Source organism: Falsiroseomonas tokyonensis, from assembly GCF_019024325.1.
In the GTDB taxonomy this organism is placed as follows: domain Bacteria; phylum Pseudomonadota; class Alphaproteobacteria; order Acetobacterales; family Acetobacteraceae; genus Falsiroseomonas; species Falsiroseomonas tokyonensis.
Genome location: NZ_JAFNJS010000003.1, coordinates 376,995 through 403,562, shown reverse-complemented (window position 1 = coordinate 403,562; position 26,568 = coordinate 376,995). Strand labels below are relative to the sequence as shown.

General features: G+C 71.7%; 22 protein-coding genes and 1 tRNA gene. 10 read left to right on the top strand and 13 right to left on the bottom strand.

Annotated features, from left to right (window positions below; all coding sequences use genetic code 11):
- Positions 1-5: 5 nt before the first annotated feature.
- The 10 genes from J3S20_RS12450 to J3S20_RS12405 form a co-directional block, all read right to left on the bottom strand.
- On the bottom strand, positions 6-851 hold the full coding sequence (locus J3S20_RS12450; protein ID WP_216836796.1) for a DUF1206 domain-containing protein: 846 nt from the start codon (positions 849-851) through the stop codon (positions 6-8).
- A gap of 153 nt (positions 852-1,004) precedes the next feature.
- Positions 1,005-1,718, bottom strand: coding sequence for a hypothetical protein (locus J3S20_RS12445; RefSeq protein WP_216836795.1), 714 nt, complete (start codon positions 1,716-1,718; stop codon positions 1,005-1,007).
- 17 nt (positions 1,719-1,735) lie between these two features.
- The gene (locus tag J3S20_RS12440) at positions 1,736-3,550 is read right to left on the bottom strand and encodes a hypothetical protein (protein ID WP_216836794.1); all 1,815 of its coding nucleotides are present in this window, start codon (positions 3,548-3,550) and stop codon (positions 1,736-1,738) included.
- Between the two features lie 66 nt (positions 3,551-3,616).
- A tRNA-Met gene (locus J3S20_RS12435) sits at positions 3,617-3,693 on the bottom strand.
- 27 nt (positions 3,694-3,720) lie between these two features.
- Complete coding sequence (mnmA, locus tag J3S20_RS12430) at positions 3,721-4,815, bottom strand: tRNA 2-thiouridine(34) synthase MnmA (RefSeq protein WP_216836793.1); 1,095 nt, start codon at positions 4,813-4,815, stop codon at positions 3,721-3,723.
- Positions 4,812-5,507 carry a TenA family protein gene (locus J3S20_RS12425; protein WP_216836792.1) on the bottom strand — a complete coding sequence of 232 codons (696 nt, stop codon included), beginning with the start codon at positions 5,505-5,507 and terminating at the stop codon, positions 4,812-4,814. Before J3S20_RS12425 ends, mnmA begins: the two co-directional genes overlap by 4 nt.
- A 2-nt stretch (positions 5,508-5,509) precedes the next feature.
- Positions 5,510-5,839: a ferredoxin family 2Fe-2S iron-sulfur cluster binding protein gene (locus tag J3S20_RS12420; RefSeq protein WP_216836791.1), complete on the bottom strand. Its 330-nt coding sequence runs from the start codon at positions 5,837-5,839 to the stop codon at positions 5,510-5,512.
- Positions 5,840-5,847: 8 nt separating this feature from the next.
- A complete protein-coding gene (locus tag J3S20_RS12415) occupies positions 5,848-7,071 on the bottom strand; it encodes a cysteine desulfurase family protein (protein WP_216836790.1) in 1,224 nt (407 codons plus the stop codon).
- 8 nt (positions 7,072-7,079) lie between these two features.
- A complete protein-coding gene (locus tag J3S20_RS12410; RefSeq protein ID WP_216836789.1) occupies positions 7,080-8,174 on the bottom strand; it encodes a cysteine desulfurase family protein in 1,095 nt (364 codons plus the stop codon).
- A gap of 5 nt (positions 8,175-8,179) precedes the next feature.
- Complete coding sequence (locus J3S20_RS12405) at positions 8,180-8,713, bottom strand: Rrf2 family transcriptional regulator (RefSeq protein ID WP_216836788.1); 534 nt, start codon at positions 8,711-8,713, stop codon at positions 8,180-8,182.
- A gap of 553 nt (positions 8,714-9,266) precedes the next feature.
- On the opposite strand from J3S20_RS12405, the gene J3S20_RS12400 reads away from it, so the two are divergent.
- A complete protein-coding gene (locus tag J3S20_RS12400; RefSeq protein WP_216836787.1) occupies positions 9,267-9,935 on the top strand; it encodes an alpha/beta hydrolase in 669 nt (222 codons plus the stop codon).
- 40 nt (positions 9,936-9,975) lie between these two features.
- Here the strand turns inward: J3S20_RS12400 and J3S20_RS12395 are convergent, their stop codons facing one another.
- Positions 9,976-11,070, bottom strand: coding sequence for an anhydro-N-acetylmuramic acid kinase (locus J3S20_RS12395; protein ID WP_216837055.1), 1,095 nt, complete (start codon positions 11,068-11,070; stop codon positions 9,976-9,978).
- Positions 11,071-11,134: 64 nt separating this feature from the next.
- Here J3S20_RS12395 and tyrS point away from each other — a divergent pair, with 64 nt between their 5' ends.
- The gene (gene tyrS / locus J3S20_RS12390; protein WP_216836786.1) at positions 11,135-12,355 is read left to right on the top strand and encodes a tyrosine--tRNA ligase; all 1,221 of its coding nucleotides are present in this window, start codon (positions 11,135-11,137) and stop codon (positions 12,353-12,355) included.
- Between the two features lie 107 nt (positions 12,356-12,462).
- The gene (locus tag J3S20_RS12385) at positions 12,463-14,217 is read left to right on the top strand and encodes a DUF6311 domain-containing protein (RefSeq protein ID WP_216836785.1); all 1,755 of its coding nucleotides are present in this window, start codon (positions 12,463-12,465) and stop codon (positions 14,215-14,217) included.
- On the opposite strand, the gene J3S20_RS12380 is transcribed toward J3S20_RS12385, so the two are convergent.
- A complete protein-coding gene (locus tag J3S20_RS12380; RefSeq protein ID WP_216836784.1) occupies positions 14,144-17,332 on the bottom strand; it encodes a DUF3971 domain-containing protein in 3,189 nt (1,062 codons plus the stop codon). The genes J3S20_RS12385 and J3S20_RS12380 overlap by 74 nt on opposite strands.
- A 17-nt stretch (positions 17,333-17,349) precedes the next feature.
- On the opposite strand from J3S20_RS12380, the gene J3S20_RS12375 reads away from it, so the two are divergent.
- The 7 genes from J3S20_RS12375 (at position 17,350) to J3S20_RS12345 (ending at position 25,595) form a co-directional block, all read left to right on the top strand.
- Positions 17,350-20,373, top strand: a complete 3,024-nt coding sequence (locus J3S20_RS12375; protein WP_216836783.1) for a bifunctional [glutamine synthetase] adenylyltransferase/[glutamine synthetase]-adenylyl-L-tyrosine phosphorylase — start codon at positions 17,350-17,352, stop codon at positions 20,371-20,373.
- 11 nt (positions 20,374-20,384) lie between these two features.
- Positions 20,385-20,867, top strand: a complete 483-nt coding sequence (gene bcp, locus J3S20_RS12370) for a thioredoxin-dependent thiol peroxidase (RefSeq protein ID WP_216836782.1) — start codon at positions 20,385-20,387, stop codon at positions 20,865-20,867.
- The gene (locus tag J3S20_RS12365; RefSeq protein WP_216836781.1) at positions 20,864-21,949 is read left to right on the top strand and encodes a class I SAM-dependent methyltransferase; all 1,086 of its coding nucleotides are present in this window, start codon (positions 20,864-20,866) and stop codon (positions 21,947-21,949) included. Before bcp ends, J3S20_RS12365 begins: the two co-directional genes overlap by 4 nt.
- 197 nt (positions 21,950-22,146) lie before the next feature.
- Positions 22,147-23,034: an FkbM family methyltransferase gene (locus J3S20_RS12360; RefSeq protein WP_216836780.1), complete on the top strand. Its 888-nt coding sequence runs from the start codon at positions 22,147-22,149 to the stop codon at positions 23,032-23,034.
- 50 nt (positions 23,035-23,084) lie between these two features.
- Positions 23,085-24,296, top strand: coding sequence for an MFS transporter (locus J3S20_RS12355; RefSeq protein ID WP_343215212.1), 1,212 nt, complete (start codon positions 23,085-23,087; stop codon positions 24,294-24,296).
- 211 nt (positions 24,297-24,507) lie between these two features.
- On the top strand, positions 24,508-24,954 hold the full coding sequence (locus J3S20_RS12350; protein WP_246602722.1) for a hypothetical protein: 447 nt from the start codon (positions 24,508-24,510) through the stop codon (positions 24,952-24,954).
- An 8-nt stretch (positions 24,955-24,962) separates the two neighbouring features.
- Complete coding sequence (locus J3S20_RS12345) at positions 24,963-25,595, top strand: aspartate/glutamate racemase family protein (protein WP_216836778.1); 633 nt, start codon at positions 24,963-24,965, stop codon at positions 25,593-25,595.
- Here the strand turns inward: J3S20_RS12345 and J3S20_RS12340 are convergent.
- Complete coding sequence (locus J3S20_RS12340; RefSeq protein ID WP_216836777.1) at positions 25,489-26,559, bottom strand: M48 family metalloprotease; 1,071 nt, start codon at positions 26,557-26,559, stop codon at positions 25,489-25,491. The two genes, J3S20_RS12345 and J3S20_RS12340, sit on opposite strands and share 107 nt — an antisense overlap.
- Between the last annotated feature and the right edge of the window lie 9 nt (positions 26,560-26,568).

The window sequence follows — 26,568 nt, the reverse complement described above, 5'->3', positions numbered from 1 at the left end:
GGTCCCTATCCGCCGCGGGCCGCCCGCATCACCGCCGCGGCGGCCGCCTCCGGCCGCGGCGGCCGGATCCGCCGGTAGCGCGCCTCGGCGAATTCGAAGGCGCCGAAGGCGGCGAGACCCAGTGCCACCAGGCCGAACAACCCGCGGCCATAGGGCTGCGCCTGCAGGGCCAGCAACGCGCCGCCCAGCCCGCGCGCCTCGCTCGGGTCGGATTGCCAGGCGGCCAGGACGAGGAAGCCGCCGATCAGCAGGAAGACCAGGCTGCGCGCCGCATAACCGGCGCGCCCCAGCGGCACCACCCAGCGCGCCGCGCGCGCATCGCAGGACAGTTCCTCGCGAAAGCGCGCCGTCCAGGCCTGCGCCGCCATGCCCAGCGCCGCGCCGATGACCGCCAGGCCGACAGCTGCCACCAGCCAGCGGCCGAAAGGTTGGGTGAGAAGCCAGGCGGTCCAATCCCGCACCGACTCATTCTCGTCAGCCCCCCCGCCGCCACGGCCGAGCACCAGCCCAACCGCGAAGATGCCGAGGCCGAGATAGGTGACGGCGGAAACACCCTGCCCCAGCCGAACCGCGAGGCCCTTGGCATCTCGACCGCGGCCATCCGCATCCAAGACCGACTGGCACAGGCGCCACAGCGCGAATCCGAACAGGCCGGCCGCGGCGATGGCGATCAGCGCCACGCCGAAGGGCTGGGTGAAGATGGTCTGGATGGCCCCGCGCGAGCCGGTGACATCGCCGCCCGGCGAAACCGCCGCCAGCAGCGCCAGCAGCCCGACCACGAGCGTCACCGCGCCGCGCGCCGCGTAGCCAAAGCGGGCGAGCCATTCCAGCCAAAGACGTGTTTCCGCCATGCGCACCCCCGCCGATGCGGACGCAACGGAGGGATGGTGCGGGTGGTTCCCTGGCCTGTGGAGCGTGGCGGCCCCGGCGAAGGCAGTCAGACCCGCGATGTGGCCTTCAGCAGCGCCTGCTGCCCGTCATTCCGACATCGCGCAGGTCCTGTGTCACCCGTTCGGCGCTTTCGCCTTTGCAGGCGGCCTGTCGCCAGGATCGACGCCTTCCAGCACCTCCAGAGCGCGCAGGCGGGCCGCAATCTCGTTCACCTTGCGGGCCAGGCCGGCAGCGGCAGCGTTATCGCGCGAGCCTGCGATTTCCAAGACCGAAATCTGCGCATTCCTGATCTCAAGCTCAATGCCGGAAAGATCGACAATCAGCTCACTTAGGTTCTTTCTTGTCCCGAACAGCGGCGATTCGATGTGTTCGCCCACCAGGGCAATGACGGAACTAGAGAAGCTCAGAAAGCTGGTGGCCAAAGCGGCCTCCTGCTGCGCAAGTGCAAGCGCAGCGATCACGCCGGCGCTTGTGACCGTTGAGATCATGCTCCCGAAAAGCTTCAATCTTTTGGCGAGCCGCGCACGCCGCGGAAGCGAGGTCAGCAGGCGCTCCACCCTGTTGCTGGCGGCGGAAAGGCCGAGGCGCGCGGTGCGCATGAGCCCTTCGTTCAGCCGCCTCTCACGCAGCTCGCTGTCCTGGCTGCTTCCGCCCGCTTCCCGTTCTGGCCTTCCCAGAACTTTGACCTCCGCCAGCCAGGGCGAAATCTCCGGGTATTCGCCGACCAGGGCGGATGCCTGCTGTGGCTCTTCCTCTCGCAACAACCTGCCGAGGGACGAGAAGGCGCCAATAGGCAGGTCGCCCGTTCCCAACGCCTCGCTTCTCATCGTGTCCCATGTCCCGGCTACCAGCCCTCACTGAAAGCCGCCACCGCGACGACCAATGGAAGAGCGACGATCCCGACAGCATAGCTCATGAGCGGATAGCGCTGAATCGCCTTATCGAGGACGGCGGCAACCACGGCAAAAATTTTCCCGAAGGCGACGATGAGCAGCCACAGCGACACCAGGATCCCCGCGATGCCCAGGACCACCCCTGCTGTCTGGGACTGATCGAATATCCAGGAAACCAAGGGAACTGCCATCGCAGCCATCAGGCCGAAGCAGGACACCAGAATGAACAGGGTGATGACCAGGCTGATCAGCATGTAGGCAACGGAGAAAAGAAACGCGGTTGGCTTGAGAACGGCCGACCAGCCCAGCGCGTGCAGCTCGCCCCTGGATTTCCACCCGCCAAACAGCACGAACAGCAACACCATTCCGCCGACGAACGGCGCGAGACACCAGAAGATCGCCTCGCGAAGAACCAGGCAGATGCGGGCAAGGAATGGCCTGATGACCGGGTTCGGCAGCACGGGAAACAGGCTCCGGAATTGATCCCGGCTATGTCGGAACAAGAACAGGACGCCGAACCATCCGATCACATACCAACCGAGAATACCTTCCAACACCGGCCCCAGCACGGAACCCTGCCTCACCGCGCTGAAGATGCGAATACTGATCGACGCGCCTTGAACGGCCGCGTCGTGCCGCGCCAGTCTTTCAAGGCGGAAGGCCTGGTCGTCCGCAAGGCGTTGCAGGGTTTCGCCAGTGATGACGAAGGGATTGCCAGGCTGACCGAAACTGGCGAAGAACTCTGCATTCGTGCGCGCTTCCAAGGCCGCACGAAGCGACGCGGCCACTTCCAGATCCGTGATGGGCCTTACAAAGCCCGAAGCCGCACCCTCGGCGAAGCACCTGCACCCGGCGGAGAGCATGATTGTCGCATTGCTCTCCCGAGCTTCGCGCTCCAGCTCCGAAAAAGGGATACGCCGCTCAAGCGCTCCCGACGCGTTTCGCACCGCGAAGGCGTCGCCTTCGACATGGCCGACCGCGATGACCAGCTTGTCCTGCATCTCCTTCATCTGAAGGCGCGCGCTGCCCTGGATGAACGAACGCAGATCCACCATCCGGTCGCCGGCCGCGTTCGCCAGGGCAAGGAGGGTGTCCACGTCGGTGGTGCTGAACAGAGGCATGACGCGGATGGCATCGCGCCGCACGGTCGCCGTGAGGATCCTGGCCATTTCCTCGGAAAGCTGCACCTCGAGGGGAGCAACAAGGCCGGGGCTGAACTGCACGAAGTACCGCGGCGTGCTGCCCGGGATGTCCAGGCGCGTGACCGGAAGCGGCGGGAAACCGCGGCGGAGGATGCGCACATCCGCCTGCGAGATGAGACCATCAAGCCGCTGGCCGAGCGCGCGCGCCGTGTCGTCCGAAATGGCAATCACCTGGCCGCCCGCCGTGGGCATGGCACGCATAGCTGCCGCGAGCTTTCCGGCAACATCATCGCCCAGATCGATGACGGCGCGCGCGCCACCGCGGACCGCCTCCAGAATCAGCTGGCCGCCGACCATGTCCGCGTAGATCGCCGAGCCGGAGACCACGCCAGCCAGCGCGACGGCTTCCGAGCGGTGCAGGGCGGATCCCCAGCGGCCGCTGCTGGCCGCACCGGCTGATGTTCCCGGCGCAGGGCCTGGCACGTCCTCGGCCAGCCTGACGATCTTGGTGAACCACCAGGCAACAGCCGGCGGCGCCAACACCAGCTGGATGGCCAGCAGGCCCATGATGAAGGGGAGCGCCCGCGCCTTGAGGCAGGGCAGAGGCGGCCGGCCACGGCTCATGGATGAACCTTCCAGCAAAGGAACGTTCATCATAGGGGCGTGATGGTGGATGCGTGCAACCAAAAATGGTAGCGGCGAGCGGACTTGAACCGCTGACCCCGGCATTATGAGTGCCGTGCTCTAACCAGCTGAGCTACGCCGCCCCAGGCTCCCCAAGGGCGGGGCCGCGATTACGCTGCCGCACCTGCCATGTCAATCTCGGCGGCCCGCAGGAAGCCGCCGCCCAGCACGCGGTCTCCGTCATAGACAACGCAGGCCTGGCCGGCGGCCACGATATTGGGCTCGTCCAGCGTCACGCGCATCACCTGCGCCGCCGCGTCCCATTCCACCACGGCCTGGCGCGGCGCTTCACGCCCGCGCAGCTTCACCTGGGCGCGGCGCGGCGCCTGCGGCGGGGTCACCAGCCAGTTCACCTCGCCCGCGACAGCTTCGGTCCGCACCAGCGCTGCGCGGGGCGCAACGACGATGCGGCGCCGCCCCGGCTCGATGGCATGGACGAAAAGCCGCTCGCCGCCGCCCCCCAGGCCGAGGCCGCGCCCCTGCCCCACCGTAAAGCGGCCGATGCCCTGGTGCTGGCCCAGCACCTGGCCGGAGAGATCCACGATCTCGCCCGGCTCCGCGGTTTCCGGGCGCAGCTTGGCCACCAGGCGGTCGTAGCTGCCCTCCGGCACGAAGCAGATGTCCTGGCTGTCGGGCTTTGCGGCGACCGCCAGGCCGAGGCGCTCCGCCACCGCGCGCACCGCCGCCTTGTCCGGCATCCCGCCCAGCGGGAAGCGGCAGAACTCCAGCTGCTCGCGCGTGGTGGCGAACAGGAAATAGGACTGGTCCCGCAGCGGGTCGGCGGCGCGGTGCAGCTCGGCGCCCTCCGGGCCCTCGACGCGGCGGGCGTAGTGGCCGGTGGCCAGGGCCTCGCAGCCGAGGTCGTGGGCCAGCTCGACCAGGTCCTGGAACTTCACCGTCTGGTTGCAGCGGATGCAGGGAATGGGCGTCTCGCCACGGGCATAGGTGGCGGCGAAATCGTCGATGACGGCGGCGCGGAAGCGGCTTTCGCGATCCAGCACGTAGTGCGGGATGCCCAGCGTCTCGGCCACGCGGCGCGCATCGTGGATGTCCTGGCCGGCGCAGCAGGCGCCCTTCTTCTGGATGGCGGCGCCATGGTCGTAGAGCTGCAGGGTGGCGCCCACCACCTCATGCCCCTGCTCCACCAGCAGCGCGGCCACCACGCTGCTGTCCACGCCGCCGGACATGGCGACCAGGACCCTCATGACGCGGCGGCGTCCAGCCCCTGCTGCCAGAAGCGCTGCTCCAGCCGCGCCGCCTCGCCGAAGGTGGCGGCCAGCATAGGGAAGCGGGCCTCGCCGCCATGGCTCACGCCCAGCGCATCGATCCGCGAAGCGGCGGCACGCGCCAGGGCCTGGTAGCCGTCGGAGCCATAGGCCTCGATCCAGCTCTGGTAGGGATTGCCTTCAACCTTGCGGGCGGGGTCGGCCAGGATGCGCAGCGCCACCTCGGCATAGCCCACAGTGCAGGGGGCCAGCGCCACCTCCAGGTCCAGGATATCGCCGGCCAGGCCCCGATCGATGACGTAGCGCGTGTAGCTCACCGTCTCCGCCGATTCCGGTGTGGCCCGCACCTTGGCCTCCGGGATGCCCCATTCGGCGCAATAGGTCAGGTGCATGGTCGTCTCGGCCAGGATCGCCTGGATGGAGGCGGTCTTCTCCCGCATCGCTTCCAGGCTCTCCGCCTTGAAGACGGCCAGGGCCTTGGCACGGGCGAACTGGATCAGGAAGAGGTAGTCCTGGATCAGAAAATCCTGGAAGGCGGCCAGCGGCAGGGTGCCGGCCGAGAGCTGCCGGCAGAAGTCATGCCAGGTATAGGCCTGCCAATCCGCCGCGCAGTCGGCGCGCAGGCGGCGAAACAGCCCGCCCTCGGCGCCGAAATCCTCCCAGGCCTGCATGCTCAGCCGCCGGCGTTGCGCGTGCCGGAAGGCAGCTTCACCACCAGCCCGTCCAGCGCATCCGTCATGATGATCTGGCAGCCGAGGCGCGAGGTCTCCTGCAGGTCGAAGGCGAGGTCGAGCATGTCCTCCTCATCCTCCGTCGCATCGGCCAGCTTGCCGTACCAGCCGGCATCGACCACCACATGGCAGGTGGAGCAGGCGAGCGAGCCCTCGCAGGCGCCCTCGATATCGACGCCGTGCTTATGCGCGATCTCGAGCACCGAGAGGCCGAGCGGCGCATCGACCTCCTTCCGGTTGCCGTCCCGCTCGATGAAGGTCATCTTCGGCATGTCAGCCTCTACTCCGCCGCGCTGGCCCTGGGGTTCTGGCCCGGGGCATCCCTGTTGTCCGAGGACTCCATGGCCCGGCGCCAGGCGGCGGCCAGGGCCGCGGCTGCTCGATCCACATCCAGGGGCGAGGTAAAGCGGCCCATGCCGATGCGCAAGGTCGCGCGTGCCTGTTCCGGCGGCAGGCCCAGCGCCTGCAGCACATAGGAGGGCTCGACCTCGGCCGAGGAACAGGCCGAGCCGGTGGAGACGCAGATCTCGGGCGCCGCTGCCATGATGTCCTGGGCGGTGACCCCGCCGGGGAAGCTCAGCGAGAGATTGCCCGCAACCCGCGCCTGCTCGCTGCCATTGATGCGGAGGCCCGGCACCGCCGCTTCCAGCGCGGCCCTAAAACGGTCGCGCTGCCCGGCGATGCGCCCGGCATCCAGCATCCCTTCCAGCGCCGCGATGCGGCAGGCCTCGCCGAAGCCCACGATCAGCGGCGCCGGCAGGGTGCCGGAGCGCAGGCCGCGTTCCTGCCCGCCGCCCGAGAACAGGGGCGCCAGCCGCACCCGCGGGCGGCGCCGGACATAGAGCGCGCCGATGCCCTTGGGCCCGTAGATCTTGTGCGCGGACAGCGAGACCAGATCGGCCTGGATCTCCGCCACATCCAGCGGAATCCGCCCCGCCGCCTGCGCCGCATCCGTATGGAACAGCGCCCCATGCGCCTTCACCAGGGCGCCGATCTCGGAAAGGTCCTGCACCACGCCGATCTCGTTGTTCACCGCCATGACGGAGACCAGCAGGGTCGGCTCCGCGGCCAAGGCTGCTTCCAGGTCTGACAGATCCAGCAGCCCATCCGGCCGCACCGGCAGGATCACGGGTGCAAAACCCTCCGCGGCCAGGTCCTTCACGCTTTCCAGGACGCATTTGTGTTCGGTGGCGAGGGTGATGACGCGCCGGCGCTCGCTGCCCTGTCTGGCGGCGAAGCGGGCCGCGCCCTTGATGGCCAGGTTATTGGATTCGGTAGCGCCGGAGGTGAACAGGATCTCGTTCGGCTCGGCGCCGATCAGCGCCGCCACATGGGCGCGCGCCTCGGCCACCGCCGCCTCGGCCTCCCGCCCCATGCCGTGCTCGACGGAGCCCGGATTGGCGAAGTTGTCCTCCCACCAGGGGCGCATGGCCGCCAGCACCCGCGGATCGGCCGGGGTGGTGGCGTGGTTGTCGAGGTAGATGGGGCGGTTGGGTCGGGTCATGGCTGGCTTCACATGGCGCCGACCGGGGCGCGGCGGGAGAGGCGATTGCGCATGGCGGACCAGGCGGTGAGGAAACGCTCCGCCGCATCCTCGGGCGCGTTCCAGGGCAGGGAGACGCGGATGCCGCCCGCCTCCTCCCCCATCGCCGCCAGCACATGGCTGCGCCCGACCTTGCCAGAGGAGCAGGCGGCGCCGGCCGAGACCTGCACCCCGGCCAGGTCCAGCGCGATCACCTGGGTCTCCGCCGGCGCGCCGGGCAGGATGAGGAGGGTGGTATTGCCCAGCCGCGGCGCGCCGAGCCCCGCCACCCGCGCGCCCTGCGCGACGCAGCCGGCCTCGATCGCATCCCGCAGCCCGGCCAGCCGCAACGCCTGGACGGGTTCCGCGGCCGCGGCCGCCGCGCCCATGCCGGCGATGGCGGGCAGCGCCTCCGTCCCGCCGCGCCGGCCACGTTCCTGGCCGCCGCCCGCGATCAGCGGCGCCAGCGCCAGCCCCGGCCGCAGCAGCAGCGCCCCCGCCCCCTTCGGCCCGCCCAGCTTGTGGCCGGAGATCGCCATACTGTCCGCACCGAGTTCGGCCAGCGAGACCGGCACCCGCCCGGCCGCCTGCACCGCATCCACATGCAGCAGCGCGCCCTGCGCCCGGCACAGCGCCGCGGCCTCGGCCAGCGGGTGCAGCACGCCGGTCTCGTTATTGGCCGCCATCAGGCAGACCAGCGCCGGCGGCCCGCGCAGGGCCTCGGCCAGCGTGGCAAGGTCGAGCCTGCCATCCGCCAGCACCGGCAGGGTGGCGGCGCCGGGCGCCGCGGCCAGCACGGCCGGATGTTCGGTGGCCCCCACCAGAACCCGCCGCCCGGCCCCCCGCGCATGGAGGGCGAGCGCATTCGCCTCCGTCCCGCCGCTGGTGAAGACCACCTCCCCGGGACCGGTGCCGAAGCGCGCCGCCAGCTGGTCCCGCGCCCGTTCCAGCAGCTGCCGCGCCGCCCGCCCGGCCGCATGGACCGAGGAGGGATTGCCCGCCAGCTCCAGCGCCGCCAGCGCCGCCGCCCGCGCCTCCGGCCGCAGCGGCTCGCTGGCATTGGCATCCAGGTAGAGCGGCGCCATGGGCGCTAGGCCTCGCCCAGCTCCGGCCCGGGCAGCGTCAGCCCTGGCGCCCCGCCGCGGAGCGGCGCCACCGCCCCACCGCAGAGCGGTGCCACGGCCCGTCCGGCGATGCGGCCGCAGACCACATCCTCCAGCGACACGCCCACCAGGAACAGGTGGATCTGGTTGCCGAGCTCGGCCCAGAGGTCATGGGTCAGGCAGCGCTCCCCGGCCAGGCAGCCGGGGCCGCCCTCCTCGCAGCGGGTCGCCTGGATGGGCTCGTCCACCGCATCGACGATGGCCGCGATGGAGATCTCCCGCGCCGCGCGCGCCAGGCGATAGCCGCCGCCGGGGCCGCGGGTGGAGGCGACCAGGCCGGCGCGGCGCAGCGGGCCGAAAAGCTGTTCTAGATACGCAAGCGACAGGCGCTGCGCCTGGGCGATCTCCGCCAGGCTGACCTGCTGGCGCCCGGGCGCACCCGCCTCCGGCGAGTCGCCTTCCCGCGCCGCCAGCTCCACCATCGCCATCACCGCGTATCGCCCGCGGGTGGAAAGCCTCATCGCAGTCTCCCGTCCTGCGTGTCTCCCGGGCCGGGGCCGGACCGGGATCGCGCTGCGAAGGCACGAAGGTCCGGACAATTGGGCCATATCTGGCCGTCCAGACGCAGGAACATGCGGGCCATGCCGTGATTCCAATATGAAATCCGAGCCTGCCTCCCCTATATTGGGTAGGCCCCAGGGCTCGGGAACCTGCCCCGGGGTGTCCACGGGCGCGGGCTGCCGCACCCATCAGAACCACGACCAAGGCCGGATGCCAGCGACCCCCGTCGCCTGCCCAAGGCTATTGTTCCCGACCGGCGCCGTCAACAATCGGCACCCCGGGGATCGACAAGACGTTGCCGCCGCTGGCGGAGCCCCGCTTTGGGGCGCCGCGTGGCGGGGATCGTGGATCTGGACGTGCCCGTGACGCGCCGCCGCCGCGGCGTGCTGGTTCCCCAAACGGCTGGGAGAGTGGCGCCCTGCGCTCGCCCCTCTCCGGCCATGGCCCATGGTCTTCGGCGCCCCTCCGGGCCCGCGGCACCCTGGGCCCAACATGGACTGGATCGATAGAACGATGCCTGAAGTCATGTTCGCCGGGCCGGATGGCCGGCTCGAGGGTCGCTACCACCACGCGAAGCAGGCGCATGCGCCGGTCGCGCTGATCCTGCACCCGCATCCGCTGCATGGCGGCACCATGAACAACCGGGTCGTTCACGCGCTGTACCAGCGCTTCCAGGCGATGGGCTTCTCCACGCTGCGCTTCAATTTCCGCGGCGTCGGCCGCAGCCAGGGCCGCTACGATGGCGGCATCGGGGAGATTTCGGACGCCGCGGCGGCGCTGGACTTCCTGCAGGCGGTGAATCCCAACGCCTCCTCCCTCTGGGTCGCGGGCTATTCCTTCGGCGCCTACGTCGGCATGCAGCTGCTGATGCGCCGGCCGGAGATGGGCGGCTTCGTCTCCGTCTCCGCCCCCGCCAGCCATTACGACTTCGGCTTCCTGGCCCCCTGCCCCTGCAACGGGCTGATCCTGCATGGCTCGGATGACGAGCTGGTGCCGGAAGGGTCCGTGCGGAAGCTTGTGGACAAGCTGAACACGCAGAAGGGCATCCGCATCGACTATCGGGTGATGCCCGGCGCCGGTCACATCTACACCCCGCCTCAGGCGGAGCAGGTGGCCGATGCCTGCGAGGACCATGTGATGGGCATGCTGAACCGCAACCGCATGGCGCTCGCGGCGGACTGATCCAAGCCTATCGGGGCGGGCCGCGCTGCCCGCCCCCGCGCTACAGCAGCGGCCCGACCAGCTTGCCACCCGGAAGCGGCCCCGGCGCCCCTGTCGTTCCCGGAAAGGTCAGGGGCAGGCCGCGCCAGACGCGGGCGGCCAGCACGCCAAAGGCCTGGGCCTCCAGCGCATCGCCGTTCCAGCCCGCTACCTCCACCGCCCGCACCGGCTCGGCCAGCGCCGCGCCCAGCGCCCGCATCATCGCCGGGTTGCGCCGCCCGCCGCCGGCCACCAGCCATTGCACCGGCGGTTCCGGGAAGTGCCGCGCGGCGGCGGCGACGCAGATGGCGGCGAAGGCCACCAGCGTCGCCGCGCCATCGGCGGGCGAGAGCGCGGGCGCGCCCGCATCCTTCAGCGCCCGGTCGAAATCCAGCCGGTCCAGCGACTTGGGCGGCGGCGCCGCGAGCCAGGGATGCGCCATCAGCGGCGCCAGCACCCCGCCATCCGCCCGTCCGGCGAGCGCCAGGCGCCCGTCGCGGTCATAGGCCTCCCCGGTCGCATGCCGGGCCCAATCGTCCAGCGGGCCGTTGGCCGGGCCGGTATCGAAGGCCAGCAAAGTGCCATCGGCGCCGATCCAGGTGACATTGCCCACCCCGCCCAGGTTCAGGATGGCCAGCGGCTTCGGCAGGCTGCGCGCCATGGCCGCATGCACCACCGGCACCAGCGGCGCCCCCTGCCCGCCCGCCGCGACATCGGCCGAGCGGAAGTCATGGGCGACGGTCATCCCCGTCTCCCGCGCCAGCCGGGCGGCGTCACCCACCTGCCAGGTGAAGCCGGGCGTGTTGGAGCCGGGCCGGTGCGGCCGGTGCAGGATGGTCTGGCCGTGGAAGCCGATGAGGTCCGCCTCCCACCCCACGGCGCGCACCGCCTCGATATGCCGCTCCGTCAGCCGGTCGACGCAGCTCGCCAGGAAGGGGTCGTCCGCGGGCAGGTCGCCGGCGCGGTCCAGCAATTCGCGCAGGTCGCGGCGCAGCGCCGGCGCATAGGGCAGCGTCAGCACCGGGCCGAGCCGGCCGATCGCCTCCCCATCCGTTTCCACCCATGCGGCATCCACCCCGTCGAGGGAGGTCCCGCTCATCAGACCGATAGTTCGCAGCATCCCGCCAACGTGCTACGCCGCCGGCACTTCCGGAAGCCCCACAGGACCACGCCGCACCGCCATGACCGCCACCCAGGACTTCCTGCACGCCGCCCGCGAGCGCGGCTACATCCACCAGGTGACGGATGCGGAGGGCCTGGCCGCCCAGGGGCGGGTCACGGCCTATGTCGGCTTCGACTGCACGGCGGACAGCCTGCATGTCGGCCACCTGCTGTCCATCATGCTGCTGCGCCTGCTGCAGAAGACCGGCAACCGCCCGGTGGCGCTGATGGGTGGCGGCACCACCAAGATCGGCGATCCCTCCGGCAAGGACGAGGCGCGCCAGCTTCTGACCGACGAGATCATCGAGGCGAACAAGGCCGGCATCCGCCGCAGCTTCGACAGTTTCCTCGACTTCGGCCCCGATGCCGCCGTCATGCTCGACAATGCGGAATGGCTGGACGGGCTGCACTACATCCCGTTCCTGCGCGAGATCGGCCGCCATTTCAGCGTCAACCGCATGCTGACCATGGACAGCGTCCGGCTGCGGCTGGACCGTGACCAGCCGCTCAGCTTCCTCGAATTCAACTACATGCTGCTGCAGTCCTACGACTTTCTCGAACTGCACCGGCGGCTCGGCGTGACCCTGCAGATGGGCGGGTCGGACCAGTGGGGCAATATCATCATGGGCGCGGACCTGGTGCGCCGCCTGGCCGGGAAGGAAGCCTTCGGCCTGACCACGCCGCTGCTGACCACCGCGTCGGGCGCCAAGATGGGCAAGACCGCCTCCGGCGCCGTCTGGCTGAACCCGGATCGGCTGGCGCCCTATGACTACTGGCAGTTCTGGCGCAATGCGGAGGATGCCGATGTCGGCCGCTTCCTGGCGCTGTTCACGGACCTGCCGATGGCGGAGGTCAAGCGCCTCTCCGCCCTCGCCGGCGCCGAGATCAACGACGCCAAGAAGATCCTGGCGACGGAGGCCACCGCCCTGCTGCATGGCCGCGCGGCCGCCGAGACCGCGGCCGAGACCGCCCGCCGCGCCTTCGAACAGGGCGAGGCGGCCGAGACCCTTCCCACCCACACCGCCACGCTGCCCGCCGCCGTGGTGGACCTGCTGGTGGAGGCCAGGTTCGTCGCCAGCAAGGGTGAGGCGAGGCGCCTGATGGCGCAGGGCGGCATCCGGTTGAACGACCAGGCCGTGGCCGATCCGCAACAGATGGTGACCGCGGCGGATCTGCGCGACGGCGCCGCGAAACTTTCGCTCGGCCGCAAGCGTCACCTGCTGGTGCGTCCGCCGGGCTGACCGGGCATCTGATCCGGCCTCAAATCGCCGCCGCACGGCCATGAACACGCCGTGCCGCGCGCCGAGGCTCGCCCCGCCCGCGCCGGCCGCGCGTGCGGGAGGGTCCAGTGCGCCAGGCGAGGCTTCCGCTTCCCATCCGCCTCCCCGCCATCCCGGCGGTGCCGGAGGCCGTCTGCGGCGCCTTGGCCGCCATCGCCATCGGCCTCGCCGTGATCGCCGGCGTCTATGGCTGGCAGATCCTGCCACCCCAGAACACCGGATGGATGCTGGAGGGCACCATCGGGCCGGACCCGGTGCAATACTGGCTCGGCTGGACCTATTTTGCGCGCGCGCCCTGGGCCTGGCCGCCGGGGGCCAATCCCGACTGGGGGCTCGAGGTCGGGTCCTCCATCTTCTATTCCGATTCCATCCCGCTGCTGGCCTTCGCCTTCAAGGCGCTGCGGCCGCTGGGGCAGGTGCCGCAATATTGGGGCCTGTGGATCTTCGCCTGCGGCGCGCTGCAGGCGCTGCTCGCCTGGCGGCTGATCGGCCTGGTCACGCCGGACCCGCTGGCCCGGCTGGCCGGCGCCGCGCTTTTCGTGCTGCAGCCGATCCTGCTGAACCGGCTGGGCGGCCATTTTGCGCTTGGTGGGCAGTTCCTGCTGTTGGCGGCGCTCTATCTTTGCCTGAGCGCGGCGCCGGCCTGGCGGCGGTTGGCGGAATGGACGGGGCTGCTGCTCGCCGCCTCCCTCATCCATGCCTACCTGCTGCCGATGGTGGCGGGCTTCTGGGCGACCGACTGGCTCGCACGCGCCCTGTCGCCCGATCGCCGCAAGCCGATCCTGGCGCTTGAGGCGGTGGCGGTTCCGGCGGCCGGGATCGCCGGGCTCTGGGCGGCGGGCTTCTTCCTGCTCGGCGGCGGCATGGGCGGCACCTGGGGCGGCTTCGGGCAGATGCAGCTGGACCTGCTGGCGCCCTTCGACCCGGGCCAGTGGGGCCGCTTCCTGCCGCAGCTGCCGCGGGCGGACCATCTGGAAGGGCAGGACAGCTACCTCGGCCTCGGCACCATCCTGCTGATCCTGGCCGGCGGCCTGGCCTTCGCCTGGCGCCCGGCGCAGGGGCTCGGCCGGCGCTGGCCGCTGCTGGCGGGCCTGGCGCTGATGCTGGCCCTGGCCGTCACCCACCGCATCTCCATCGGTGGGCAGGTTGTGGCCGCGCTGCCGGTGCCGGAGCGGCTGGTGGAGGTGGCGGATGCGCTGCGCGCCTCGGTCCGCTTCTTCTGGCCGCTGGCCTATGCCCTGGTGCTGGGCGCCATGGCGGCGCTGGTCCATGCGCTGGGTGGGCAGCGCGCCGGGCTGCTGCTGGCGGGGTTGCTGGTGGTGCAGCTGGCCGATCTGCGGCCCGGCTTCGACCGGCTGGCGGGCTTTTTCCGTCCCGCGCCGGTCACCGCGCCGCTGCGGCTGGCCGATCCCTTCTGGCAGCGCGCCACCGCCCGCTACGAACGCATCCGCCTCGCACCCACCGGCCTGCAGGCACGGCATTGGGAGGAGGTGGCGGTGCTGGCGGCGACGCGGGGCCTGCCCACCGATGCCATCTACCTCGCCCGGGTGGACCCCGCCCGCGTCGCCGCCCTGAATGCCAGGACCGCCGCCCGCCTGGCCCTGGGCGAACCGGAGCCCGGCAGCCTCTATGTGCTGGGCGACGAGGCCATGCTGGCCGCGGCGCGCGCCGGCATGGACCCGGCGCGGGACCTGCTGGCGCGGTTCGACGGACTCTGGGTGCTGGCCCCCGGCTGGCGCCTGCCTGAGCCTACGGATTCCCCCCTTGGCCGATCCCGAACAGCCCGCGGAGAAAACCCGGCGTCAGCGCCGCCAGGGGGTTGACGCTGACCTGCGGGTCATCGGCCGGGCCATTGATGCGGAAGGTGGCGGCAAACAGCCCGCCGCCGGCCTCGGGCGAGAAGAGCCGGCCGAAGATGGGGATGTTCCCCAGCAGCGAATTGAAGAAGTAGGCCGGCACGATGGTGCCCGACATGGCCAGGCGCTGCCGCCGCCGATCCAGCGTGCCGGTGGCCGTCAGGCCGAGCGAGGCGGAGAAGGCCCGCGCCTCCCCCAACGTCAGCGTCTCCGGCGTCAGGCTGAAGGGGGCGATGAGGCGGGAGAAGCCGAGGCCGGGGCCGGAGGCCGCCTCCACCAGCCCATACAGCGTCATGGCCTGCAGCAGCTTGGCCACGCTGGGCGCGCCGCGCACCGCGAAATCCGTCATCTCCGCCGTGCCGGACAGCGCCGCGCCCGGGCGGTTGCTGGCATAGGCGGCGGTGACGGACAGCCGCCCGCCCTCCAGCTTGCGCAGCACATCGAAACTGCCGAGCAGCGCGCCCGCATCCTCCGCCTCCAGCCGCAGCGACCGGCCGTTGCCGGCGGGCGCGATCTGCGCCTCGAACCGCCCGCGCGGCCCGGCCTGGCCGGTCAGGCTGCCAGCCCGCACCACGCCCAGCGCATCGACGCGCACCTGCGCCATGACGGCGGAGAGCTGCCGCCCGGGGCCGAGCAGCACCCGCTCGAAGCGCGCATCCGCGGCGAAGGAGGGGCCGCGCTCGGCATCGCCCGCATCGGTGGCCGGCGTCTCATCCGCCAGCGCGCGGCGCAGGTCGAGCACCGGGCCGCGCAGCGTCAGCGCCCAGGGGCTGCCCGGCTCCAGCGGCGGCCGCGCCTCGCCGGTGAAGCGGCTGTCCTCCACCAGGCCTTCCGTCACCACCACGCGTTCCAGCCGCGTGCCGCGGGTGAAGCTGGCGCTGCCGCGCAGGCGCAGCGAGGGTCCCTCCACCCGGAAGCTCTCGATCGCCTCCAGATTCTCCCCGGCCAGGCGCAGCACCATCTCGCCGCCCGCGTTCTGGCCGGGCGGCTTCACGAAGGCGAGCGGGTCGATCATCAGCCGGGCCTCGCGCAGCTCGGCCCGGATATTGGCGCGGCCCTGGCCGTTGCGGCGGCGCTCGGTGCGGATATCGAGGCCGACCGGCCCCTCGATCACCTCGGAGAAGGCCAGGCCCAGCGCCACCAGCTTCCGCGCATCGGTCTCCGCCCGCACCGTCTCCCGCATCACGATCTGCGTGCCGGGGCCGTTGCGGAAATCCATCTCCACGGTCAGCCGGGCGGCGATCTCGGCCAGCGTCGCGGTGCCGGTCGCGCGCAGGCCGTTATTGTCCACGGTCAGCTCCACCGTGCCGCGTTCCAGCGGCCGGCCGAGCAGCACATCGGCCATCCGCACCTCCCGCAGCCGCGCCTGGACGCCGATCTGCAGCCGCTCCACCGGCAGGTCGGCCAGCAGCGGGAAGCTGATGGAAAGCCGCCCCTCCATGCTGCCGCGCGGGTCCTTGATGGGCAGCGGGCGGCGCTCGAACAGCTTCAGCCGCGGGTGCTGCACCACGGCCAGGGCATCGGGGATGGGGCCGGCCAGGTTGAAGACCATCTCCGCCACATCCTGCCCGCCCGGCGGCAGCAGGAAGCGGACGGTGCCATCGCGCACCGTCACCGCGCCGCCGGATTGCCGGCCGCCGGTGACCCGCATGGCGATCTCCTCCAGCCCGAAGGTGACGCGGCCGGTGGCGCGTTCGGCGGGCGGGATCGGCCGCAGCCAATGCACCGTCGCATCCGCCACATCCAGCCGGCCGTCGAGGTTGGTGAGGCGGAAGCCGGAGAGGTCCGGCCCGGCCTCGGCCTGGATCCGCCACTGCCCGTCGCGCGCCGTGCCGGCGGTCAGGTTCTGCACGATCCAGCTGCGCACATGCGGGGCCAGGCCCTCCGGCCAATGCCGGCCGAGATCGGCCACCGGCACGGCATCCAGCCCGAGCGTCGCGTCGCCGCGCCAGCCGCCCTCCCCGCGCCGGGCCTCGGCGGATAGCGTGACGGTGGGCGGGGCGGGGCCGGCCAGCAGCAGGCCGGCGCGCGGCACGGCCAGCCGCCCCGGCGCGGCTTCCAGCGCCAGGTCGAGCCGGGCCATGGCGATGCGCCGTCCCTCGCCGAGGTCCAGCGCGCCTGCGCCGGTCGAAAGCTCCGCCTGCATTCCGTGGAAGGTGCCGCTGGCATCGAAGCGCGCCCGCGCCTCGATCCGCGCCGTGGCATCCAGCCGGGACAGCGGGGCCAGGCCCGGTGCCGCGGCAGCCAGCAGCATCGGCCGCAGCTCCGGCAGCAGCAGGCGCAGCGCGACCGCGGCCGGCCCACCGCCCTCGGCCTCGGAGGCCTCGGCCGCGATGCGGATCGGCACGCGTTCCGTCCCCAGCAGCAGCGTCGCCTCGGCATCGCCCAGCAGCCCGCCGCCCAGCCGGCGGCGCAGCGTGACCTCGGCGCCGTCCAGCACCCAGGTGGCGCCGAGGGCCGCATCCTCCACCACGATCCGGCCATCCAGGATGCGCAGCGATTCGAGCGCCGCCAGCGGCGTGTCGTCGGAGGGCGGGCGCATCAGATCGGCCAGCAGCTTCTCCGGCGCCACCTCCTCCGGCGCGGAGGCCTCGGGCGAGGAAGCCTCAAGCGCGGCCGCATCGCCCAGCCGCAGCGTCACCTGGCCATCCGCCGCGCGGCGCAGCAGCAGGGCGGGGCGCTGCAGCTCCAGCCGGCGCGGCGCCAGCTCCCCACGCAGCAGCCAGGGGAGGGAGAGGCTGACCGCGGCATCCGGCAGGTCCATGCGCATGGCGCCATCCGGGTCGCGCAGCTGCACCCCGGCTAGGTGCAGCTCCACCGGGGTGGAATGGCCCTCCCGCCAGCCCTGCCAGCGGATGCTGGCGCTGCCCACGGCCAGCCGGGTCGCCGGCAGGCTGCCATCCGGCCCGGGCTGGTTCACCCGGTCGGCGATCGCCTCGGCCAGGAAGGGCAGTTCGATCGGCCCCTGGGACAGGCGCCAGGCGCCGAGTCCCATGGCCAGCAGCAGCACCAGCACCAGGCCGAGCAGCAGGTGCAGGAGGCGATGCGCCTCCCGCGCCACTTGACCGGCGGCTTGCCTCATCGCCACCCTGCCCGCCGATGCCCAAGACCCGCGCGCCGGCCAGGCTGGCACAGGCTACGCTTCCCCCGCGCAGCCCGGACCCCGTCCCGAGCCTGCGGGCCGCCGCGCTGCCCCCGCCGCATGATGCGGAGGCGGCCGCCATGCTGGTCGCCCGCTTCGCCGAACGCGGCACGGCCGAGCGCGGCTTCGCGTCCTCGGCCGAGGGTGCCGCGCTGCTCGCGGCGCTGGGCGGGCACAGCCCCTATCTTTCGGACCTGGCGCTGCGCGAATCGGCCACGCTGCTGCGGCTGCTGGAACGCGGGCCGGATGCCACCTTCGCCCTGGCGCTGGACCCGCTGGGCCGCGCCGATCCGGCCGCCACCCGCGCCGGCGTCGCCAGCCTGCTGCGCCAGGCCAAGCGCCAGGCCGCCCTGATCGCGGCGGTGGCCGATATCCTGGGATTCTGGGCGCTGGACCGGGTGACGGGGGCGCTGTCGGACCTCGCCGATGCCTGCACCGACTATGCCTGCGCGCATCTGCTGCGGGAGGCACAGGCGCGCGGCGACCTGAAGCTGGCCGGCGGCGCGGCGCGGCACGACCCGCGCGCCACCTGCAAGGGCTCTGGCCTTGTGGTGCTCGGCATGGGCAAGCTCGGCGGGCGGGAGTTGAACTACTCCTCGGATATCGACCTCATGGTGCTGTATGACCCGGAGGCCGCAACCTACGATGCCGACCGGGCGGGCGCCATCTATGTCCGGCTCGCCCGCGACCTTGTGCGGCTGCTGGATGAGCGGACGGAGGATGGCTACTGCTTCCGCACCGACCTGCGGCTGCGGCCCGATCCTGCGGCCACCCCGCTGGCGGTGAGCCTGCCGGCGGCCATCATCTACTACGAGAGCATGGGCCAGAACTGGGAACGCGCCGCCATGATCAAGGCGCGGCCGGTGGCCGGCGACCGCACCCTCGGCGAGCATTTCCTGCGGGAGATCCGGCCCTTCGTCTGGCGCCGGCACCTGGATTTCGCGGCCGTCGCGGATATCCATTCGATCAAGCGCCAGATCCACGCCCATAAGGGACACAAGGGCGCGCATGCCGAGGTGCAGGTCGCGGGCCACGACGTGAAGCTCGGCCGCGGCGGCATCCGCGAGATCGAGTTCACGGTGCAGGTGCTGCAGCTGATCTGGGGCGGCCGCGACCCCGGCCTGCGCGACCCGACCACGCTGGGCGCCCTGGCGGCGCTGGCCGCCGCCGGCAAAATCGACCGCCGGGCGGCGGCGGACCTCGCCGATGCCTATGGCTTCCTGCGCCAGGTGGAACACCGGCTGCAGATGGTGGCGGACCGGCAGACGCACAGGCTGCCGGAGGATGCGGAAGGGCTGGCCAATATCGCCTCCTTCCTCGGCTTCGCCACGCCCGAGGCCTTTGCCCATGCGCTGACCGGCCACCTGACCAGGGTGGAGCGGCGCTATGCCGGGCTGTTCGAGACGGCGCCCGATCTTTCGGCCGCCGACGGGGTGCAGGGCGACCTGGTCTTCACGGGCGTGGAGGATGATCCTGCGACGCTGGAAACCCTGCGCGGCCTGGGCTTCCAGAACCCCGGCGCCGTGGCCGCCACCGTGCGCGGTTGGCATCACGGCCGGGCGCGCGCCACCCGCAGCGAAAGGGCGCGGGAGCTGCTGACGGCGCTGATGCCGAGCCTGCTGGCCGCACTGGCAAAACAGCCGCAGCCGGATGCGGCGCTGATGCGCTTCGATGCGGCGCTGGCGCGGATGAGCACCGGCGTGCAGGTGCTCTCGCTGCTGACGCGCAACCCGGCGCTGCTGGACCGGCTGGCCTTCGTGCTCGGCGCCGCGCCGCAACTGGCCGACCACTTCGCCCGCAACGCCGCGGCGCTGGACGGGCTGCTCGCCGGCCATGCCGCGCCCGGCACCGACCCCGCTTCCTCCCTGCCCGCCCTGGTCAAGGACGCCCGCTTCCTGGAGGAGGCGCTGGAGGCGGCGCGGCGCCTGGTGACCGAGGGCAAATTCGAGATCGATGCGGCGGCGCTGGAAGGCCGGCTGGAGACGGACGAAGCGGGACTGGCCCGCAGCGCCCTGGCCGATGCCGCGATCGGCGCGCTGATGCCGCGCATCGCCCAGGATTTCGCCCGCCGCCACGGCAAGGTGGCCGGCGGGGCGCTGGGCGTGGTGGCGCTGGGCAAGCTCGGCGGGCGGGACATGCTGCCGGGCTCCGATCTCGACCTGATCCTGGTCTATGACCACGCCGCGGATGCGCCGGAAAGCGCGGGCGGCGCCAAGTCCCTGGCCCCCTCGCAGTATTTCGCGCGACTGGCCAACCAGGTGGTGGGCGCGCTGACCGCGCCGGGGGCGGAGGGGCGGCTGTACGAGGTGGATATGCGGCTGCGGCCCTCCGGCTCGAAGGGGCCGGTCGCCGTCTCGCTTTCCGCCTTCGCCCGTTACCACACGGAATCGGCCTGGACCTGGGAACGCATGGCGCTGACCCGGGCCCGCTTCGTCGCCGGGGCGCCGGCCTTGAAGCGCAAGGTGGAGGCGGCAATCCGCCAGGCGCAGACCCGCGCCGCGGATGCCGCCCAGGTGCTGGCCGATGCGCGGTCCATGCGCGCGCGCATGCTGCGCGACCTGCCGGCGGATGGGCCCTGGGATGTGAAGCACATGCCGGGGGGCCTGGTGGAGGTGGAGTTCATCTCCCAGGCGTTGCAGGTGGCCCATGCCCACCGGCTGCCGGCCGTCATCTCCCCCACCACCCGGCTGGCGCTGGCGGCGCTGGCCAAGGCACGGATCCTGCCGGCGGAGGAGGTGGAGACGCTGGTGGCGGCCGACCGGCTCTGGCGCGCCATCACCGCGCATCTGCGCCTGACCGTGGGCCGCTGGCCGGAGGAGGTCTTGCCCGAGCCGGTGGCGCTGGCGCTGCTGGCGGCCACCGCGCGGCTGCTGCCCGGCCCCGCGGTTGACCAACCCGGCTACCGCGCACAGATGCGCGCCATGGCCGCCCAGGTGCGCGCCAGCTTCACCCGCCATCTCGGCGACCCCCAATCCGCCTGAAGGAGCCCGCCATGACGACCGCCACCGAAGGTGCCCCCCTTGAAGGCAAACCCGCGCCCGACTTCACCATGCCCGCCTCCGGCGGCCGCTCCGTCAGCCTGGCGGAGCTGAAGGGAAAGCCCTTCCTGCTGTATTTCTACCCGAAGGCGGATACGCCCGGCTGCACCAAGCAGGCCTGCGGCATCCAGGAGGCGCTGCCAGCGCTCGGCAAGACCGGCCTGACCGTCATCGGCGTCTCGCCCGACCCGATGAAGCCGATCGAGAAATTCGCCCAGAAATTCAACCTGACCTTCCCGCTCGCCTCCGACGAGGACCACAAGGTGGCCGAGGCCTATGGTGTCTGGGTCGAGAAGTCGATGTATGGGAAAACCTATATGGGCATGGAGCGCTCCAGCTTCCTGGTGGCCGCGGATGGGCGGATCGCCAAGGTCTGGCGCAAGGTGAAGCCCGAGGCGCATGCCGCGCAGGTGCTGGAAGCCGCGAAGGAGCTATGATGGAGCAGCAGGCGGGACAGGACGCGCCGGCGGCGGCGAAGCCGGAGCCTAAGCTGAGCGCCGAGGCCGTGACCTGGGCTTTCCGCCTGCTGATCAGCCGCGACCCCTTCACCCAGGAGGAGATCGAAAACCAGCGGACTCTGCCGGACCTGGCGACGCTGCGCCGCGTCTTCGCCGAGACCTGGGAATTCCACGACTTCTTCGACAGCATCCCGGATGGCGTGCCGACCTACGGCATGCCGATCTTCCTGATGCGCCCACCCGCCGACCCGGCCTTTCCCTTCCGCTTCGCCCCGCCCAGCCTGGAAGACCCGGTGGGCCAGATGTGCACCGCGGCGCAATTCGACGACCCGGCCTTCACCGAGATCATGCAGGCGATGGGCATGTCGCCCATGCGCAGTCGGCGGAGCTGGGAGCAGGCCTGGATCGTCTCCGTCCTCGCCACCCATGGCATGGTGGCGCAGGGGCGGCGCGGCCTCGGCCTCGGCGTCGGGCGGGAACGCATCCCCTCCCTCCTCGCCTCCCGCGGTGTGCAGGTGCTGGCCAGCGACCTGGCGGCCGAGGCGCTTGCCCTGCCCGAGGGGGCGGAGCGGATGGGGCTGTTCTACCCCGAGATCCTGCACCTGGAGGATTTCGAGCAGCTGGTGGACTACCGCACCCTCGACATGCGGCAGCTTCCGGCCGATCTCGACGGGCAGTTCGACTTCTGCTGGTCGGCCTCCGCCCTGGACCGCCTGGGCCCGGTGGAGGCGGCGGCCGCCTTCCTCGAGGAGAGCCTTCGGGTGCTGAAGCCGGGCGGGATTTCGGCGCATACCTTCAACCTCAATATCAGCTCCGACACCGCCCTGCTGCGCCACCCCAGCCTCTGCGCGCTGCGCCGCCAGGACCTGGAAACGCTGGCCGCGCGCATCCGGTCCCAGGGGCATGAGATGCTGCCGGTGAACCTGCATCCCGGGCTGGATGCGGAGGATGCCGAGGTCTCCGCCCGGCCCGATGGCCCGCCCCGGCCGAAGCAGCGGCATGGCAGTTCAGTGCTGACCAGCTTCGGCCTGGTGCTGCGCAAGGCCGGCGCGCAGGGCTGAGGCGCCGGCAGGCCAGGGCCCCGACACTTCTTTTTCGCGAACCCTTCCGGTAAAGCAGCAGGGCCCAGCGCCCCTGCGCCGCGGCGCCATCGCGGCCTTGGATTTCCCCGCCTCGGGGGCAGAAGCTGGTCCGAAGCGACCGGCTTCCCCAAAGTCGCGCCCGATCGGAGGCTGCCTGCCGGATGATGCGTGACCTGATGTCGCTCCCCCGCAACCTGATGCGCCTGCAGCGACGGTTGGAAGAAACGATCGCCTATTTCGCCGCGCGGGTTCACCCGGTGCACTACACGCCCAGCGTCTATCTGGGCGACCACACCGCGCTGACCCTGCTGCAGGGCCGGCTGAAGATGTTCGTCGATACCCGCGGCAATGACATCGCCCCGCATCTGCTGATCGATGGCACCTGGGAGACCAACTATACCCGCCTCTATGAGAGGCTGATCCGCCCGGGCGACACGGTGCTCGACCTCGGCGCGCATCTCGGGGTCTATGCGCTGCTGGGCGCGCTGGCCACCGGCCCCACCGGGCGGGTGGAGGCCTTCGAGCCCAATCCGCGCTTCGCCGCGCTGCTGGCCCGTTCCCTCGCGGTGAATGGGCTGTCGGACCATGCCCGGGTGAACAACATGGCGGTGGGTGCCGAGGAAGGCACGGCGGAGCTGCTGTTTTCCTGGGCCTGGGGCGGCGGCGGGCATCTGACGGTCACGCCCGGCCATGTGCCGGAGGGTGGCCAGACCCGGGCCTGCCGCGTGGTGGCGCTGGACGACCTGTTCCCCGACCCGTCCTTCACCGTGGATGTGGTGAAGATGGATGTGGAAGGCACCGAGGCCCGCGCCGTGCGCGGCATGCGCGCGTTGCTGGCGCGTTCGCCCAAGGCGAAGGTGATGTTCGAATTCGCCCCGGGCATGCTGGCCGCGCAGGGCAGCAGTGCCGCGGAACTGGTGGAGCAGTTCGCCGAATTGGGCTTCCAATTCTGGAATATCGAGCCGCGCTCGAAGCTGGAGGCGGTGTCGCCCGCCACGCTGGGCGCGATGACCGACGGCGTTCGCAATATCCTGGCGGCGCGGGAGCTTCCCGACCTCGCCTGAGCGGTTCCGGGCGGTTCTGGGCGCTTCTGGGCGAAAAGGAAACGGATGCCGTGACGACCTCGACCGCTCGGACCGCCACCATCCTGATGTCCTGCGGCGTGCTCTGCGCGGCGCTTGCCATGGGGCTGCGCAATTCCTTCGGCCTGTTCCTGGCGCCGATGACGGAGGCGAATGTCTGGACCGCCTCCGGCTTTTCCTTCGCCATCGCGCTGCAGGTGCTGCTGAACGGGGCGAGCCAGCCGATCTGCGGCCAGTTGGCGGACCGTTATGGCGGGCGGGCGGTGGTGATCGGCGGCGCCGTTTTGTACGCCATCGGCATTCTGGGCATGCTGCTGGCCTCGGCGCTGGGCATGTTCACCTTCTTCGCGGGGCTGGTGATGGGGGTGGCCGTCTCGGCCGCCGGCATGCCGATCATCATCGCCACGCTGACCCGGCTGCTGCCGGAATCGAAGCGCGGCCTGGCGGTGGGGCTGGGCACGGCCGGATCCTCCTTCGGACAGTTCCTGGTGGTGCCGCTGGCGGGCTTCGGCATCGGCGCGCTGGGCTGGCAGATGACCCTGGCGCTGATGGCGGCCACCGCCCTGCTGATGATCCCCCTCGCCTTGCCGCTGGCCGAGCCGCCGCGCCCAAAAGTGGCGCCGAAGGATGAGGAGACGGCCCGCCAGGCGCTGTCCCGCGCGCTGCGCACGCCGAGCTTCTGGTACCTGTTCTTCGGCTTCTTCGTCTGCGGCCTGCATATCTCCTTCCTCACCACCCACCTGCCCGGCTTCGTGCATTACTGCGGCCTGCCGGTGGCGGTCGGCGCCGGGGCGATCGGGCTAATCGGGCTGTTCAACGTGGCGGGGTCGCTGGCGGCAGGCGAACTGACGCAGCGCTGGAAGCGGCGGGAGCTGCTGGTCATCATCTATGCCGCGCGCGGCGTGCTGATCACGGGCTTCATGCTGGTGCCGAAGACGACGACCACCGTGATGATCTTCTCCGCCATCATGGGGCTTCTGTACCTGTCGACCGTGCCGCCGACGGTGGCGCTGGTGGCCCGCAACTTTGGCACGCGCTGGCTGGCGACGATCTTCGGGCTGGTTTTCCTGGGGCACCAGCTTGGCGGGTTCACGGGCGCCTTCATGGGCGGCGTGGTGCTGGACCTGACGGGGTCCTACGACCTGATGTGGTGGATCGGGGTGGGCGCCTCGGCCTTTGCGGCGCTGGTGCATCTGCCGGTGAAGGATCCGCCGATGCCTCGCGCCGCAGGCGCGGCAGCGTGAGAGCCGCAGGCGCGGCAGCGTGAGAGCCGCAGGCGCGGCGGCGTGAGAGCGGCAGGCGCGGCGGCGTGAGAGCGGCGGGGGCGGCAGCGTAGGGCGCGGTGGGGGGCGCGAGGCGCCGTCCGAACAACACCCCGCCACCCCCACCCCCGACCCGATAGCCCCCGCCCCCCTGCCCGCGCTATGCTGCCCGCCACTGATGAGGGAGCGCGGCATGCGACGGTGGATCCTGGTGGCGGCGGCAGCGATGGCACTTGGCGGTAGCGCGGGCGCGCAGCAGGGCGATCCGCCGCATGCCTGGGTGTTCGGGTCCTGGACCGGCGGCATCTATCCGCCCGGGCAGACCAGCGGCCCCAGCTGCACCGGCCAGCCGGCCGTCATCTTCACCAAGGATGTCGTGCTGCGCGCCTCGGTCTTCGACGTCGCCTATCGCCAGCGGCTGATCGAGACGGTGGCCACCAGCCCGGACGTGCTGGAATTCCGCTTCGTCCCGGTCACCGGCCCCTCCGGCCCGCTCGCCTCCCGCACCCCGCCCGATATCGGCTTCGGTTGCGTCACCGGCCCGAATACCCTGCGGGTGGAACGGCGGGGGCCGAATGAGATCGTCTTTCCGAATTGCGCGGAATTCCCCTCCCCGCTGCAGCGCTGCGTCGGCAACTAGCCCGGCCCATGCGCATCGCGCTGATCCACGCCCTGCGGCACTCCCCGCCGCCGATCGAGGCCGCCTTTGCCGCGGCCTGGCCGGAGGCGCGGCTGATGAACCTGCTGGATGACAGCCTCTCGGCCGACCTGGCGCGCGATGGCGCGCTGACGCCGGCGATGACGGAGCGCTTCCTCACCCTCGGCCGCTATGCGCGCGGCACCGGGGCGGATGGCGTGCTGTTCACCTGCTCCGCCTTCGGCCCCTGCATCGAGGCGGTGGCCGCGGACCTCGCCCCCATCCCCGTTCTCAAGCCGAACGAGGCCGCGATCGAGGAGGCGCTGGCGCAGGGCCGCCGCATCGGCCTGCTGGCCAGCTTCCCCGGCACGCTCGCCTCCATGCCGCTGGAATTTCCGGAGGGCGTGCAGGTGGTGCCCTGCCTGGCGGAGGGCGCGCTGGCCGCGCTGGATGCCGGCGATCTGGCGGCGCATGACCGTCTGGCGGCGGAGGCGTCGCGGCGGTTGGCGGGTTGCGACGTGATCCTGCTCGGCCAGTTCAGCCTGGCGCGGGCGGCCCGGGCGGTGGCTGACGCCACGGGACGTCCGGTGGTGACGACGCCGGGGAGTGCGGTGCGGCGGCTGCGTTCTCTGCTGCGGGCCTAGCGCCGGCGTAGCGTTCCAGCGCCTCGATCCGCTTCTCGATCGGGGGATGCGTCGCGAACCAGGCGGGGCCGAGGCTGTTCGCGCCGTCATGCAGCAGCAGGGCGCGGACCTGGCTGGGCAGGCCCTCCATCGCCTCCTGCCCCGCCAGTTTGCGCAGCGCGCTGGCCATGGCGTCGGGGTCCGCCGTCATCTCCACCGCGCCGGCATCCGCCAGGTATTCGCGGTTGCGCGACAGCGCCATGCGCAGCGCGATGGAGAGCAGCCAGGCCAGCGCCGCGATGGCCAGCGCCAGCATCACCAGCAGCGCGGCGCCGCCCTTGCCCTTGTTGTTGCTGCCGCCGCCGGTCGGCAGCCGCCGCATCCGGCCCAGCCGCAGGCCGCGCCACATCATCTCGCCGACCATGGAGATCACGCCGGCAAAGACGGCCGCCACCACGCCGAGCCGGGCATCGCCATTGCGGATATGCGTGAGTTCATGCGCCAGCACGGCGCGCAGCTCCCGCGGCCCCAGCGCCTGCAGCAGCCCGCGCGTCACCGTCACGGCGCCCTGGTCGCGGCGCAGGCCGGAGGCGAAGGCATTGCGCGCCGGCGTCTCGATGACGGCCAGCCGCGGCATCCGCATGCCGCGGCTGATGGCGAGTTCCTCCGTCATGGCCCAGAGCGCCGGCTCCTGGTCCCGCGTCACCGGCCGGGCGCCGGAGAGCATGTCCAGGATCCATTGGTTGGACATCCAGGCGATGGCGAACCAGAGGGCGGAGACCGCCAGGGCGATGGGGATGGCCACCGGCAGCAGCGCCAGCGAATCGCGCAGCCCCTGGCCGAAATCATCCGTGCCGGTGGCCGCCAGCAGCAGCGCGACGGCCCAGGTGACGAGGGCAAGCAGCACCGGAAAGCCCGCCAGCAGCAGCAGGGACCGCAGGCCGGTGTTCCAGATATGCGTGCGCAGGCCGAGGGTGGGCAGCATGGCGCCGCC

What these genes read in the sequence shown, in the direction of transcription:
- J3S20_RS12450 (WP_216836796.1), bottom strand. Translation starts at nt 851, where the DNA reads ATGGCGGAAACACGTCTTTGGCTGGAATGGCTCGCCCGCTTTGGCTAC.
- J3S20_RS12445 (WP_216836795.1), bottom strand. Translation starts at nt 1,718, where the DNA reads ATGAGAAGCGAGGCGTTGGGAACGGGCGACCTGCCTATTGGCGCCTTC.
- J3S20_RS12440 (WP_216836794.1), bottom strand. Translation starts at nt 3,550, where the DNA reads ATGAGCCGTGGCCGGCCGCCTCTGCCCTGCCTCAAGGCGCGGGCGCTC.
- mnmA (WP_216836793.1), bottom strand. Translation starts at nt 4,815, where the DNA reads ATGAGGGTCCTGGTCGCCATGTCCGGCGGCGTGGACAGCAGCGTGGTG.
- J3S20_RS12425 (WP_216836792.1), bottom strand. Translation starts at nt 5,507, where the DNA reads ATGCAGGCCTGGGAGGATTTCGGCGCCGAGGGCGGGCTGTTTCGCCGC.
- J3S20_RS12420 (WP_216836791.1), bottom strand. Translation starts at nt 5,839, where the DNA reads ATGCCGAAGATGACCTTCATCGAGCGGGACGGCAACCGGAAGGAGGTC.
- J3S20_RS12415 (WP_216836790.1), bottom strand. Translation starts at nt 7,071, where the DNA reads ATGACCCGACCCAACCGCCCCATCTACCTCGACAACCACGCCACCACC.
- J3S20_RS12410 (WP_216836789.1), bottom strand. Translation starts at nt 8,174, where the DNA reads ATGGCGCCGCTCTACCTGGATGCCAATGCCAGCGAGCCGCTGCGGCCG.
- J3S20_RS12405 (WP_216836788.1), bottom strand. Translation starts at nt 8,713, where the DNA reads ATGAGGCTTTCCACCCGCGGGCGATACGCGGTGATGGCGATGGTGGAG.
- J3S20_RS12400 (WP_216836787.1), top strand. Translation starts at nt 9,267, where the DNA reads ATGCCTGAAGTCATGTTCGCCGGGCCGGATGGCCGGCTCGAGGGTCGC.
- tyrS (WP_216836786.1), top strand. Translation starts at nt 11,135, where the DNA reads ATGACCGCCACCCAGGACTTCCTGCACGCCGCCCGCGAGCGCGGCTAC.
- J3S20_RS12380 (WP_216836784.1), bottom strand. Translation starts at nt 17,332, where the DNA reads ATGAGGCAAGCCGCCGGTCAAGTGGCGCGGGAGGCGCATCGCCTCCTG.
- J3S20_RS12375 (WP_216836783.1), top strand. Translation starts at nt 17,350, where the DNA reads ATGCCCAAGACCCGCGCGCCGGCCAGGCTGGCACAGGCTACGCTTCCC.
- bcp (WP_216836782.1), top strand. Translation starts at nt 20,385, where the DNA reads ATGACGACCGCCACCGAAGGTGCCCCCCTTGAAGGCAAACCCGCGCCC.
- J3S20_RS12365 (WP_216836781.1), top strand. Translation starts at nt 20,864, where the DNA reads ATGATGGAGCAGCAGGCGGGACAGGACGCGCCGGCGGCGGCGAAGCCG.
- J3S20_RS12360 (WP_216836780.1), top strand. Translation starts at nt 22,147, where the DNA reads ATGTCGCTCCCCCGCAACCTGATGCGCCTGCAGCGACGGTTGGAAGAA.
- J3S20_RS12350 (WP_246602722.1), top strand. Translation starts at nt 24,508, where the DNA reads ATGCGACGGTGGATCCTGGTGGCGGCGGCAGCGATGGCACTTGGCGGT.
- J3S20_RS12345 (WP_216836778.1), top strand. Translation starts at nt 24,963, where the DNA reads ATGCGCATCGCGCTGATCCACGCCCTGCGGCACTCCCCGCCGCCGATC.
- J3S20_RS12340 (WP_216836777.1), bottom strand. Translation starts at nt 26,559, where the DNA reads ATGCTGCCCACCCTCGGCCTGCGCACGCATATCTGGAACACCGGCCTG.